We start from the raw sequence: 12,849 nt of genomic DNA, 5'->3' as shown, positions 1-12,849 counted from the left end.
ACGCCCCTCATCCAACTGTTCGGGCTCTCGCCAAAGTGGAACGGTGAATGGCAGCTTTTGCTCCCACACGTGCTCTGGGCACCTCGGGCTATCAGCTTGCCATTCACCGCTCTCACTTCAGATTCTATTCCCTCTCCAAGACACAAGCGGGCTCGCCCCGCGAACACCGGCGAAGCCGGTGCCATGCACGGTATCCCAGCCAATAAAAAACCCCGGAACTCGTCCGGGGTTTTTGGTACATCACACTACGCGATCACTCCTGGCTGGCCAGTTTGTGCTCGAGGTAGTGAATGTTGACGCCGCCTTTGCAGAAACCTTCATCACGCACCAGGTCGCGGTGCAGCGGGATGTTGGTCTTGATGCCGTCGACGACGATCTCGTCCAGGGCATTGCGCATGCGCGCCATGGCTTCTTCGCGGTCCTTGCCGTAGGTGATCAGCTTGCCGATCAGCGAGTCGTAGTTCGGCGGAACCGAATAACCGCTGTACAGGTGCGAATCGACGCGAACGCCGTTGCCACCTGGGGCGTGGAAGTGCTTGACCTTGCCTGGGCTCGGGATGAACTTCTTCGGGTCTTCGGCGTTGATCCGGCACTCCAGGGAGTGACCACGAATCACCACGTCTTCCTGGCGGAACGACAGCTTGTTGCCAGCGGCGATGCTGAGCATCTCCTTGACGATGTCGATGCCAGTGACCATTTCCGACACCGGATGCTCAACCTGTACGCGGGTGTTCATCTCGATGAAGTAGAAGTTACCGTTCTCGTACAGGAACTCGAAAGTACCCGCACCGCGGTAGCCGATTTCGATGCACGCATCGACGCAACGCTTGAAGACTTCCTGACGGGCCTTCTCGTCGATGCCCGGTGCCGGCGCTTCTTCCAGCACCTTCTGGTGGCGGCGCTGCAGCGAGCAGTCACGGTCGCCCAGGTGGATGGCGTTGCCTTGGCCGTCGGACAGTACCTGAACTTCCACGTGACGTGGGTTGGTCAGGAACTTCTCCAGGTAGACCATCGGGTTGCCGAACGCAGCACCGGCTTCGGTACGGGTCAGCTTGGCCGAAGAGATCAGGTCCTCTTCCTTGTGCACCACACGCATGCCGCGACCACCACCGCCACCGGCGGCCTTGATGATCACCGGGTAGCCGACGTCGCGGGCAATCGCCAGGGCGACTTCTTCGTCTTCCGGCAGCGGGCCGTCAGAGCCTGGTACGGTCGGTACGCCCGACTTGATCATCGCGTCCTTGGCCGAAACCTTGTCGCCCATCAGGCGAATGGTGTCGGCTTTGGGGCCGATGAAGGCGAAACCGGATTTCTCTACCTGCTCGGCAAAGTCGGCGTTTTCGGCCAGGAAGCCGTAGCCCGGGTGGATCGCGGTGGCGCCAGTCACTTCGGCGGCAGCGATGATCGCCGGGATGTGCAGGTAGGAACCTTTGGATGGCGCAGGACCGATGCAGACCGATTCGTCTGCCAGGCCCAGGTGCATCAGTTCGCGGTCAGCCGTGGAGTGCACGGCGACGGTCTTGATGCCCAGCTCTTTGCAGGCACGCAGGATCCGCAGGGCAATTTCCCCGCGGTTGGCGATCAGGACTTTTTCGAGCTTCGCAGACATCGTTGGCTCTCCGCGGTTCAAACGATGGTGAACAGCGGCTGGTCGAACTCAACCGGCTGGCCGTCTTCTACCAGGATGGCGTCGATGACACCGCCGAACTCGGCTTCGATGTGGTTCATCATCTTCATGGCTTCGACGATGCACAGGGTGTCGCCTTTTTTCACCGACTGGCCAACTTCAGCGAAGTTAGGCGAGGTCGGCGATGGCTTGCGGTAGAAGGTACCGACCATTGGCGAGCGAACCACGGTGCCTTTCAGGGCAGGTGCAGCGGCAGCGGCTTCGGCGGCAGGTGCAGCGGCGGCAGCGGCTGGAGCCGCTACAGGTGCGGCAGCCATCGGGGCCGGTGCGTAGAACTGTTGAGCAGCTGGGGTCTTGCTGTGACGGCTGATACGGACCGACTCTTCGCCTTCCTTGATCTCCAGTTCGTCGATGCCAGACTCTTCCAGCAGTTCGATCAGTTTCTTGACTTTACGGATATCCATTAATCATCAACTCCCAAAGGTTCGGTCAGGGGGCGTAATTGAAAACGTGTCTAAAACGTTTCTCTCTAACCCCGGCCCACTTAGGCCAGGGTCTCTGTCATCAGGGCTGTGCGTTGGCAGCCAGTTGTTCCAGCGCGGACTCCAGGGCCAGGCGATAACCGCTGGCGCCCAAGCCGCAAATCACCCCTACGGCTACATCGGAAAAGTAGGAGTGGTGACGGAACGGTTCGCGTTTGTGCACGTTGGACAGGTGCACTTCGATGAATGGGATGCTCACCGCAAGCAATGCGTCACGTAATGCGACACTTGTGTGGGTGAAAGCAGCCGGATTGATCAGGATGAAGTCCACACCCTCGTTGCGTGCGGCGTGAATGCGGTCGATCAGTTCGTATTCGGCATTGCTCTGCAGGTATTGCAGATGGTGGCCTGCGGCGCGGGCACGTTGCTCCAGGTCCTGGTTGATCTGGGCCAGGGTCACGGCGCCGTAGTGGCCCGGCTCGCGGGTCCCGAGCAGGTTGAGGTTGGGGCCGTGGAGCACCAGTAGCGTAGCCATCTGCGGATTCCTTGGATTTGTAGGGCAATTCGACACAGCGCGGCGAGTGTGCCGCAAAGCGACTGCAAGTGTCCAGTTCCCTGCAATAGCCAGCACGATGTCCGAGATTCGCGCGAAGTATGTGACCGGATGATTAAATCCGGTCACTCTATTGAGGATTTTTCGTGGCCCGCGGGAAGTTATAGACCGAGTTTGCCGCGCACGCGCGTCACAACCCCGGCAAAATCGCCGGCGTTTATCTCGCCAATCACCCGATCAGTGGTCATTTCGCTGCCGTTCGGTGCAAAGAACAACAGCGCAGGCGGGCCGAACAGTTGATAGCGGTCCAGCAGGGGGCGTTGCTCGGCATTGCTTTCGGTGATGTCGAAGCGCAGCAAGGTGAAGGCGCTCAGTTGCGATTGCACCTGGGGTGCATTGAGCACTTCGTGCTCGATCACCTTGCAACTGATGCACCAGTCGGCGTACCAGTCGAGCAGCACCGGCTGGCCGGCGGTCTTGGCCTGGGCCAGGGCGGCGTCGAGCGCGGCGGGGGTGGTGATGGTTTGCCAGGCATCGGCCGTGGCGGCGGGGCTGGTGCCGCCTGCGGCCAGGGTGGGTGCAGGCAATGGACGCAGGGGGTCGCCCTGGCCGTTCAGGGCGCCGTACCAGCAGGCGAGGGCGTAGACCAGCAAGGCCAGGCCGAGCAGTTGCGCCAGGCGCTGGCGCGGGGTCTTGATGACGAATTCCAGGGCGCCAAGGAATAACGCCACGCCGGCCGCCAGGAAGCCGACCAGCAGCAAGGTCAGCGGCCCCGGCAGTACGCGGCTGAGCAGGCCGATGGCCAGGCCCAGCAGCAACACACCGATGGCGTTTTTCACCGTGTTCAGCCAAGGCCCGCTCTTTGGCAGCCAGGCCGCCCCGCCGGTGGCCACCAGCAGCAACGGCGCACCCATGCCCAGGCCCAGGGCGAACAGCTTCAGCGCGCCCCCCAAGGCATCGCCGCTGGCGCTGATATAAAGCAGCGCACCGGCCAGTGGCGCCGACACGCAAGGCGACACCAGCAGGCTGGAGAGCACACCCAGTACCGCCGCACCTACTAGCGAGCCACCTTTGGTGCGGTGGGCGAGCGTGTCCAGGCGACTGTTCAAGGCGTGCGGCAGCTTCAGTTCGAACAGGCCGAACATGGCCAGGGCGAACACCACGAAGAACAGCGCGAAAGGCACCAGAATCCACGCCGACTGCAGCCGCGCCTGCAGGTTCAGGCCCGCGCCGAACAGGCCCATCAGCGCGCCCAGCACGGCGAAGCTGGCAGCCATCGAAATGACGTAAGCAAGCGACAGCGCAAGGCCGCGCAGGCCGCCGGCCTGGCCGCGCAGGACCACGCCAGAGAGGATCGGCAGCATCGGCAGTACACAGGGGGTGAAGGTCAGGCCGACGCCGGCGAGGAAGAACAGCAGCAGGGATTTCCAGCTCCAGGCCTGTTCACCTGTGGCAGGTGCCGCGCTGCGGGTGCCACCTTCGCCATCGATGCTCAGGCGCTCGGTTTCCGGCGGGTAGCACAGGCCCTTGTCGGCGCAACCTTGGTACCCCACCAACAGGGTGAATGCGCGTGGGTCGGTGCGTGGCAGTTCGATGTCGAGCACACCGTGATACACCTCGACGTCACCGAAGAACTCGTCGTGCTTGGCTTCGCCCTTGGGGATGACGGGCGCGCCCAAGGCAACGTCGGCCGGTTCCGTGCGGAACTGGAAACGGTGGCGGTAAAGGTAATAGCCGTCGGTGGCGACGAAGCGCAGCTTGATGGTTTGGGCGTCGGCCTGGATCAGGCTGAGCTTGAACGCTTCGTGCACGGGCAGGAAATCGGCGGTGTTGGACAGCGAAGCGGCGCCGAGGGTGGCGCTGGGGCGATTGTCGAGCAGGCCCGTGGCGAAGGCAGGGCTGGCCAGCAGCAGGAACAGCAGGAGAAACAGGCGGCGCATGGCGGACTCGCGAGGTGGAACGTGCTGGGCATGATAGCGGAGTTGGTCTTGGTTTGGCGTGTGGCGTCTGGGAGTGCGACACATGGCCGATGGCTGATTCGCCTGTACTGGCCCTTTCGCGGGGCAAGCCCGCTCCCACAGGTTTACCGCCAACCTCGAACGCAGAGAAGATCCTGTGGGAGCGGGCTTGCCCCGCGAAAGGGCCGGCACAGGCAAACAATCAAACCCTGAACGCCCGCACAGCCGTACTCAGCTCGCTGCCCAGGTTCAGCAATTGCTCCCCTTGCTCACGCCCCTCGCCAATGCGCTGCAAGTTGTCCTCGCCCAACGCATGAATCCGTTCGCTGTGGTCGCGAATCTCGCTCACCGCGCCGCTCTGTTGCGCCGTGACATCGGCAATTCGCACGGCGGTATCGGCAATGGTCCGAATGGCGCGGACGATTTCATCCAGCGCGCCATCTGCAGCCTGGGCCTGGTTGGCGGTGGCTTCGGCATGTTCGAGCTGGGCCCGCATGCCCGCCACCGAGCCTCTAGCCGCTTGTTGCAAACGGTCGATCAGCGCCTGGATCTCGCCGGTCGCGCCCGTAGTGCGCTGTGCCAGCGAGCGCACTTCATCAGCCACCACGGCGAAGCCGCGGCCCATTTCGCCGGCGCGGGCGGCTTCGATCGCGGCGTTGAGGGCCAGCAGGTTGGTCTGCTCGGCAATCGAGCGGATCACCGTCAACACACCGCCAATGGTGGCGGACTCTTCAGCCAACTGTTCGATCATGCGGGCATTGCCCTGCACCTCGTCGACCAGCTCACGCAAACCCGACAAGCTCTGGCCGATCACCGCCTGGCCGTGTTCCACCGCCCGCCCTGCATCGCGGCTGGCGTCGGCGGCCGCGCTGGCATCGCCGGCCACTTGCTGAATGGTCGCTTCCAACTCACCCAGCGCGTCGCGGATCTGCCCGGTGTCGCCGGCCTGGCGCTCGGCACCGTCGTGCAGAGCGGCGCTCATGCCGGCCAGGGCGTGGCTGCTGCCAGCCACTTGCTCGGCATTGTGGCGCAGGGTGCCGACCAGCTCCACCAGGTACTGGCGCAGGCGGTTGAGCGATGCCTGGATGTCGTGCAGCTCGCGGTTGGTCTTGCCCAGGCTGATGGGGGCGGCGAAGTCGCCCTCGGCCCAGTGCGACAGGGCCGGGGCCAGGCTGGTCAAGGTGCGCGCCAAGCGCCTTTGCAGGGTGTCGATGAGCAGGGCGATCAGCAGGATCAGGCCAATCATCAGGCCTTGGCTGATACGCACTTCGGCGGCAATTTTGGCGTGCTCGCCACGGACTTCCGGCTCCAGCCCGGCGATGGCGTGTTGCACCGCGTCGAGGCGCTGGCCAGTGCTGGCGGCCAGGGCGGCGCGGCGCTCGATCTGCTCGCGGGTGCGTTGCAGTTCGGCCGGGTAGCGATTGAGCAGGCTCTGCAGTTCGCGCTTCAGGCCCACGGCGATGTCTTCCTGCTGCTCGCTGGCCTGGGTTTGAAGGCCCATCATGGCGGCGAAATCGTCGGCATTGGACTCGGCCGCACGGGTAATGCCCAACAACGGCAAGCTGTCGAGGGCCTGAGCCTGGGTGCGGATCAGTTGCAGCTCGCGCTCCACTTCGTCGGCCAGTTCCGGGCGGCCGCTGCTGACCAGCTTGTCGCGGGCCAGCGACAGGCGCCCCAGGTGCACGCTGGCATCAAGCAAGGGCACCAGGTAACGGTTGGCCTCGGCACTGCCGCTGTCGCGGGCGTAACCGGCCAGTTGTTCGAAGTTGGCCCCCAGTTCGCGCTCGGCCTGCAACAGCAGTGCTTGCGGGTCGCCGGCCAACTTGCCGGCCGCCAGCAGTTCTTCGGCGGTAAAGGCCTGCAGGCTGTCGAGGCTGGGGCGCAGTTTGTTGGCCAGCGCGTCGGGCCATTCGGCCAATGCCGCCTGCAACTGTTGGTTGGCCTCCATGGCGGCGGCATGGCGCAAGGCATCACCGCTGGCCAAATAGGCCTGAATGTTGCGCGCCGCCTGGTTCTGGAACTGCTGGGACAGGCCCAGGTAGCGCTCCATCATCTGATAGGGGCGCTCCAGGGCACGCTGTGACCACCACAAGGTCACGCCGAGGGCGATACAGACAGTCACCAGCAACAGGGTGTTGAAATTGGTCAGCCACTTCAGGCGCATAGCCGCGAACTTCCTGCGGGGAGGGGGCGAGGTAAGCGCCTGAAGTTATTGCGGTTTTGTTACGCAGTGATGACGTCTGTGTCCTGGCGTCAAAAAAAAGATGGCACTTTGCCTGCCTAGGGCTCCACGCGCACCACGCAGTTACGCCCCGCGTGCTTGGCCCGGTACAACGCCTCGTCCGCTGCGCTGGCCATGGTCAGTGCATCCAGCTCGTCGTCCAGCTGTACCACGCCGGCGCTGAACGTGCAGTTCAGGTCACGCGGCTGCGCCGGATAAAGGATCTCGGCAAAACGCCGGCGGATTTCGTCCAGCACCTTGTGCGCAGCGTCCAGTGCGGTATTGGGCATGACGATGGCAAACTCTTCGCCGCCATAACGGCCGATGAAGTCGGTCTTGCGCAGCCGTTGCTTGAGGAACAATGCCAGGCTCTTGATCACCCGGTCGCCCATGGGGTGGCCATGGCGGTCGTTGATTTGCTTGAAGCGGTCGATATCGAGCATGGCGAAGCTCAACGGCTGCTGCTCGCGCCGGGCGCGGAAGCTGCAGTCTTCGAGCAGTTGCAGGATATGAGTGTGGTTGTACAGCCCGGTGAGGCTGTCACGCACCATGCGTGCCTTGAGGTGGCGGGCGCGGGCGGCGCGGTTGCGCACGGTGGTGATCAGGTGGCGCGAACGAAACGGCTTGGTCAGGAAATCATCACCGCCTTCGCTCATGGCATCGAGTTGCTTGTCCAGGTCGTCCTCGGCCGACAGGTAGATGATCGGCACACTGACGTAGCGGTCGTTGTGGCGGATCACCTTGGCCAGCTCCGGGCCGGTGCAGGCGGGCATGTACAGGTCGAGGATGATCAGGTCGGGCTGGAAGTCGGCCAGTTCCGCCATGGTGCCGATCGGGTCGGTGAGGCTGCGGGTGATCATGCCTGCGCTGCTGAGCACCCGCTCAGTGTGCAGCGCCTGGGTGCGCGAGTCGTCGATGATCAGCACCCGCAGCGGGTCGTGCGGGGTCGCGTTGGTCAGCAGTTCGACCTTCTCCAGCAGGCTGGAGGCCTCTAGAGTGCCGGTCAGGAACTCCTTGCCGCCAGCACGCACGGCGGCAAGCCGGGTGGGGGTGTCGGTTTCGTGATGGCTAAAGAACAGCAGCGGAATTGGCTGCTGCGCACGTTGCTGAGCCTGGGCGGCCAAAAGCAGGCCCTGGCCGGCGCCGGTGAAGTCGACGTCCATGACGATGGCCGATGGCGGGCATTCAGCGAGCGATGCGCGAAACGCATCGGCACTGAACAGGGCCTGTACGCCGAGGCCGAAAAACTCCAGCTGCTGGGCCAGACGCTGGGCGCGCTCATGGTCCTGCAGCAGGATGTACACCGGCTTGCGCAGGGGCGGCAACGGCACCTGGTTGAGCTGGTCATCCTTGCGCAGGCCGGTACGCGACAGGTGCTGGGCGGGGCTCTGCTGGCTCGGATCGACTGCTTCGCTCATGTCCTGGCTACTTATGGGTGGGGGGGTATGCAGGTTCGATGATGGCTCTATGCTAGCAGCTCTTTTCCTTTGGGTGAGTGCCCTCAGTCAACAAAGGGTTTAGAACGAATATTCAGTTACTGACTGCTTGGTCGCTTATGCGTACGGCCATGTCTGCTTTATAGTGCTGCGACGCGGGCTTGCCGTGGCACCCTGGCGCACGCCTGTGGTCCAAGCCCCTGAACCGTCGAGACTGATTAAGGACAATGCCATGCTGGACTGGAAAAACCGCGAGGCCAAAGCCGAACCCCGCGAGCGTGTTGATGGCCGTGGCGCCGCCGCCCGTAGCTACCTTGGCGGCCTCTGGAGCCGTGCCCTGGGTACCCTGATCGGTCTGTACCTGCTGGTCTGCATCGGCCTGGGCTGGTACTGGAGCCAGGAGCCGGAGCTGTTCCCGGTGCAGCAGAACGCCCAGGCCGCGGCCGAGCGTAACGGCCAGCAGATGGTAGTTGGCTACACCACCATCGAAACCCTCAAAACCGTCGCCGGTACCTTGCTGGACAAGCCAGGTGGCTACATTTCCAACGACCGCTTCCCGCCGGGGCTGTGGATGGACAACATGCCGAGCTGGGAATACGGCGTGCTGGTTCAGGTCCGCGACCTGTCCCGCGCACTGCGCAAGGACTTCGCCCGCTCGCAGTCGCAGTCCACTGAAGACGCCGACCTGGCCAAGGCCGAACCGCGCTTCAACTTTGACAACAAAAGCTGGATCCTGCCGTCGAGCGAGTCGGAATTCGAGGAAGGCATCAAGTCGCTTAACCGCTACCAGACACGCCTTGCCGCAGGCGACAAGGGCGCGATCTTCTACACCCGCGCCGACAACCTGAACAACTGGCTGGGCGATGTGGCTACCCGTCTGGGTTCGCTGTCGCAGCGCCTGTCGGCCAGCGTTGGCCGGGTCAAGCTCAACACGACCCTCAAGACCGAGTCGGTACAGCCTGGCCAGGCGCCGCAGGTTGACGAGGAACTGGTCGAAACCCCATGGCTGCAGATCGACAACGTGTTCTACGAAGCCCGTGGCCAGGCCTGGGCGCTGTCGCACCTGCTGCGGGCCATCGAGGTGGACTTCGCCGACGTACTGGCCAAGAAGAACGCCACGGTGAGCGTGCGCCAGATCATCCGTGAGCTGGAAGCCTCGCAGGAAGCGCTGTGGAGCCCGATGGTGCTCAACGGCAGCGGCTTCGGCATGTGGGCTAACCACTCGCTGGTCATGGCCAACTACATCTCCCGGGCCAACGCTGCGGTCATCGACCTGCGTCAGCTGCTGTCGCAGGGCTGATCGTGGCCATCAGCACCAAGGAGGCCGCCCACCGGGCGGCTTCCGACCGTGAGCTGGTCGCCTGGGTCGATGAGGCCGACCAGGTCCTTGGCGCCCTGCCCAGGGCAGACCTGCGCGAGCGCGGCCTGATTGGCCGCTGCACGTTCATCCTGCTGTTCAACAGCGCCGGTGAGTTGTGCGTGCACCGGCGTACCTTGAGCAAGGCGCTGTACCCAGGCTTTTGGGATGTGGCGGCGGGCGGCATGGTGACGGCGGGCGAGGGGTATGCCGAATCGGCTGCGCGTGAGTTGGCCGAGGAACTGGGGATCGACGGCGTCGAGCTGCGCTTTCATGAACGCTTCTACTTCGACCAACCCGACAACCGCTTGTGGTGTGCGGTGTATTCGGCGGTGTCCGATGCGCCGTTGCGCTTGCAGCCGGAAGAGGTGAGCGAGGCGCGGTTCATCAGCCTGGAGCAGGCGGAGGAAGAAAGCCTGGGCAAGCCGTATTGCCCGGACTCACTGGCGGCGTTGCAGCGGTACAAAGCCAGCTTGTCCTAGTTGCACGGCGTTGCAGCCTATTCGCGGGCACAGGTTTACCGGAGTCTTTAAGAACGGTGCAGTACCTGTAGGAGCGGGCTTGCCCGCGAAGGGTCGCAAAACATTCGCAAAATGGCGCATTCCAGTACTTAGCAATCCCCTGATTTATCGTTACACTGCGCGCCCTTTTCGGGCTGTCGCAGCATCTTGCGGCAGTAGCGCCGCCCCTGCCAGAGTGGGGCTTCGCGGTCGGCTCCCGCCGACCAGTTTTTGTCCTCAGCACAGAGGAACAAAAGTGGCCAAGAAAGCTTCTTCCTTTTCCGCCCTTGGCGGTCTCGTGTTCTCCACCGATGCCGGTCGGCACTGCCCTGACTGTAGCCAGCCGGTGGATGCCTGCATCTGCAAGCAGCAAATCATCCCGCAAGGCGATGGCATTGCCCGTGTGCGCCGTGAAAACAAAGGCCGCGGTGGCAAGACCGTGACCACTGTCACCGGCGTGCCGCTGCCCCTCGATCAGCTCAAGGAGCTGGCCACAACGCTCAAGCGCCGCTGCGGTACCGGTGGCGCCTTGAAGGACGGTGTTATCGAGATTCAGGGCGACCATGTCGAGCTGTTGATCGACGAGCTGACCAAACAGGGTTTCAAGGCTAAAAAGTCCGGCGGCTGAGGCCAGTGCGCGAATTTTTGCCCAGTGCTTTCTAAACTCGTTCCTGTTGGAAGGGTCTACCCCTGAACTGGACGAATCGTCATTTTCAGCTTCTACACTGCGCCGGCCCTTTTGTTGGGGCAGTGTCTTGGACTTATTTATAGGGGACTTGAATGTCCGTACGACGCACACGCAAAGACGATGGTAGCCAATGGACCGTGGCCGACAGCCGCAGTGTTTACGGCATCCGCCATTGGGGCGCTGGTTATTTCGCCATCAATGAAGCCGGGCGCGTCGAAGTGCGCCCTAACGGCCCCCAGAGCGCGCCGATCGACCTGTTCGAACAGGTCGACGAGCTGCGCCAGAGCGGGTTGTCGCTGCCGCTGCTGGTGCGCTTCCCCGACATTCTGCAAGACCGCGTGCGCCAGCTGACCGGAGCCTTCGACGCCAACATCGCGCGTCTTGAGTACCAGAGCCAGTACACCGCGCTGTACCCGATCAAGGTCAATCAGCAGGAAGCGGTGGTGGAAAACATCATCGCCACCCAGAACGTCTCGATTGGCCTGGAGGCCGGTTCCAAGCCCGAGCTGCTGGCAGTGCTGGCGCTGGCGCCGAAGGGCGGCACCATCGTCTGCAACGGTTACAAGGACCGGGAGTTCATCCGCCTGGCGCTGATGGGCCAGAAGCTGGGCCACAACGTGTTCATCGTCATCGAGAAGGAATCCGAGGTCGCCCTGGTGATCGACGAGGCCGCCGAACTCAAGGTCAAGCCGCAGGTTGGCTTGCGCGTGCGCCTGTCGTCGCTGGCGTCGAGCAAGTGGGCCGACACCGGTGGTGAGAAGTCCAAGTTCGGGTTGTCTGCCGCGCAGCTTATTTCGGTGGTGCAGCGCTTCCGCGATGCAGGCCTTGACCAGGGTATCCGCCTGCTGCACTTCCACATGGGCTCGCAGATCGCCAACCTGGCCGACTACCAGCACGGCTTCAAGGAAGCCATCCGTTACTACGGCGAGCTGCGTGCGTTGGGCCTGCCGGTCGATCACATCGACGTCGGTGGTGGCCTGGGTGTGGACTACGACGGCACCCACTCGCGCAATGCCAGCTCGATCAACTACGACATGGATGACTATGCCGGCGTAGTGGTGGGCATGCTCAAGGAGTTCTGCGACGCGCAGGGCCTGCCGCACCCGCACATCTTCTCCGAGAGTGGCCGTTCGCTGACCGCGCACCATGCCATGCTGGTGATCCAGGTGACCGACGTCGAGAAACACAACGACGACGTACCGACCATTGAAAACAAGGAAAGCCTGCCCCAGACCGTGCAGTGGCTGGCCGACCTGCTTGGCCCGACCGACATCGAGATGGTCACCGAGACCTACTGGCGCGCCACCCACTACATGGGTGACGTGGCCGCGCAGTACGCCGATGGCAAGATCAGCCTGGCCGAGAAGGCCTTGGCCGAGCAGTGCTATTTCGCCGTGTGCCGTCGCCTGCACAACTCGCTGAAGGCGCGCCAGCGTTCGCACCGCCAGGTGCTGGACGAGCTCAACGACAAGCTGGCCGACAAGTACATCTGCAACTTCTCGGTGTTCCAGAGCCTGCCGGATACCTGGGCCATCGGCCAGGTGCTGCCGATCATCCCGCTGCACCGTCTGGACGAAGAGCCGATGCGCCGCGCGGTACTGCAGGACCTGACCTGCGACTCTGACGGCAAAATCAACCAGTACGTTGACGAGCAGAGCATCGAGACCAGCATGCCAGTGCATGCGCTGAAGGAAGGCGAGGACTACCTGCTGGGTGTGTTCCTGGTCGGTGCCTACCAGGAAATCCTGGGTGACATGCACAACCTGTTCGGTGACACCGACTCGGTGAACATCTACCAGAACGCCGATGGCAGCGTGTACCACGCCGGTATCGAGACCCACGACACCATCGAAGACATGCTGCGTTACGTGCACTTGTCGCCGGAGGAGTTGATGACCCACTACCGCGACAAGGTGGCCAGCGCCAAGATCACTGCGCGTGAGCGGACTCAGTTCCTGGATGCGCTGCGCCTGGGCCTGACCCGCTCTTCGTATTTGTCCTCGTAATCGCCGGGGCCGCTTCCCCAA

At 63.2% G+C, this 12,849-nt stretch carries 10 protein-coding genes; 4 read left to right on the top strand and 6 right to left on the bottom strand.

The window, feature by feature from the left end; all coding sequences use genetic code 11:
- Positions 1–253 precede the first annotated feature (253 nt).
- The 6 genes from accC to OGV19_RS20770 all read right to left on the bottom strand — a co-directional run bounded on the left by accC (position 254) and on the right by OGV19_RS20770 (position 8,259).
- Entirely contained in the window at positions 254–1,609 is a 1,356-nt protein-coding gene (gene accC, locus OGV19_RS20795) for an acetyl-CoA carboxylase biotin carboxylase subunit (protein WP_264310453.1), read from the bottom strand.
- A 17-nt stretch (positions 1,610–1,626) separates the two neighbouring features.
- On the bottom strand, positions 1,627–2,091 hold the full coding sequence (gene accB, locus OGV19_RS20790) for an acetyl-CoA carboxylase biotin carboxyl carrier protein (RefSeq protein ID WP_264310452.1): 465 nt from the start codon (positions 2,089–2,091) through the stop codon (positions 1,627–1,629).
- Positions 2,092–2,191: 100 nt separating this feature from the next.
- Positions 2,192–2,644 (bottom strand): type II 3-dehydroquinate dehydratase, encoded by a 453-nt coding sequence (aroQ, locus tag OGV19_RS20785; protein WP_008093086.1) that lies wholly within the window; start codon positions 2,642–2,644, stop codon positions 2,192–2,194.
- Positions 2,645–2,823: 179 nt separating this feature from the next.
- Positions 2,824–4,602, bottom strand: a complete 1,779-nt coding sequence (locus OGV19_RS20780) for a protein-disulfide reductase DsbD (protein WP_264310451.1) — start codon at positions 4,600–4,602, stop codon at positions 2,824–2,826.
- A 220-nt stretch (positions 4,603–4,822) separates the two neighbouring features.
- Positions 4,823–6,568, bottom strand: a complete 1,746-nt coding sequence (locus OGV19_RS20775) for a methyl-accepting chemotaxis protein (protein ID WP_413470146.1) — start codon at positions 6,566–6,568, stop codon at positions 4,823–4,825.
- Positions 6,569–6,900: 332 nt separating this feature from the next.
- Positions 6,901–8,259, bottom strand: a complete 1,359-nt coding sequence (locus OGV19_RS20770; protein ID WP_264310449.1) for a GGDEF domain-containing response regulator — start codon at positions 8,257–8,259, stop codon at positions 6,901–6,903.
- A gap of 250 nt (positions 8,260–8,509) precedes the next feature.
- Here OGV19_RS20770 and OGV19_RS20765 point away from each other — a divergent pair, with 250 nt between their 5' ends.
- The 4 genes from OGV19_RS20765 to speA all read left to right on the top strand — a co-directional run bounded on the left by OGV19_RS20765 (position 8,510) and on the right by speA (position 12,828).
- Positions 8,510–9,577: a DUF2333 family protein gene (locus OGV19_RS20765; RefSeq protein WP_264310448.1), complete on the top strand. Its 1,068-nt coding sequence runs from the start codon at positions 8,510–8,512 to the stop codon at positions 9,575–9,577.
- A gap of 2 nt (positions 9,578–9,579) precedes the next feature.
- Positions 9,580–10,116 carry an NUDIX hydrolase gene (locus tag OGV19_RS20760; RefSeq protein ID WP_264310447.1) on the top strand — a complete coding sequence of 179 codons (537 nt, stop codon included), beginning with the start codon at positions 9,580–9,582 and terminating at the stop codon, positions 10,114–10,116.
- Positions 10,117–10,390: 274 nt separating this feature from the next.
- A complete protein-coding gene (locus tag OGV19_RS20755) occupies positions 10,391–10,762 on the top strand; it encodes a translation initiation factor Sui1 (protein WP_264310446.1) in 372 nt (123 codons plus the stop codon).
- A gap of 152 nt (positions 10,763–10,914) precedes the next feature.
- Positions 10,915–12,828 (top strand): arginine decarboxylase, encoded by a 1,914-nt coding sequence (gene speA, locus OGV19_RS20750; protein WP_264310445.1) that lies wholly within the window; start codon positions 10,915–10,917, stop codon positions 12,826–12,828.
- The last annotated feature ends 21 nt before the right edge of the window (positions 12,829–12,849 follow it).

Source organism: Pseudomonas putida (genome assembly GCF_025905425.1).
Classification (GTDB): domain Bacteria; phylum Pseudomonadota; class Gammaproteobacteria; order Pseudomonadales; family Pseudomonadaceae; genus Aquipseudomonas; species Aquipseudomonas putida_AF.
This window is presented reverse-complemented; position numbering and strand designations above follow the sequence as displayed.

What these genes read in the sequence shown, in the direction of transcription:
- accC (WP_264310453.1), bottom strand. Translation starts at nt 1,609, where the DNA reads ATGTCTGCGAAGCTCGAAAAAGTCCTGATCGCCAACCGCGGGGAAATT.
- accB (WP_264310452.1), bottom strand. Translation starts at nt 2,091, where the DNA reads ATGGATATCCGTAAAGTCAAGAAACTGATCGAACTGCTGGAAGAGTCT.
- aroQ (WP_008093086.1), bottom strand. Translation starts at nt 2,644, where the DNA reads ATGGCTACGCTACTGGTGCTCCACGGCCCCAACCTCAACCTGCTCGGG.
- OGV19_RS20780 (WP_264310451.1), bottom strand. Translation starts at nt 4,602, where the DNA reads ATGCGCCGCCTGTTTCTCCTGCTGTTCCTGCTGCTGGCCAGCCCTGCC.
- OGV19_RS20775 (WP_413470146.1), bottom strand. Translation starts at nt 6,568, where the DNA reads ATGGAGGCCAACCAACAGTTGCAGGCGGCATTGGCCGAATGGCCCGAC.
- OGV19_RS20770 (WP_264310449.1), bottom strand. Translation starts at nt 8,259, where the DNA reads ATGAGCGAAGCAGTCGATCCGAGCCAGCAGAGCCCCGCCCAGCACCTG.
- OGV19_RS20765 (WP_264310448.1), top strand. Translation starts at nt 8,510, where the DNA reads ATGCTGGACTGGAAAAACCGCGAGGCCAAAGCCGAACCCCGCGAGCGT.
- speA (WP_264310445.1), top strand. Translation starts at nt 10,915, where the DNA reads ATGTCCGTACGACGCACACGCAAAGACGATGGTAGCCAATGGACCGTG.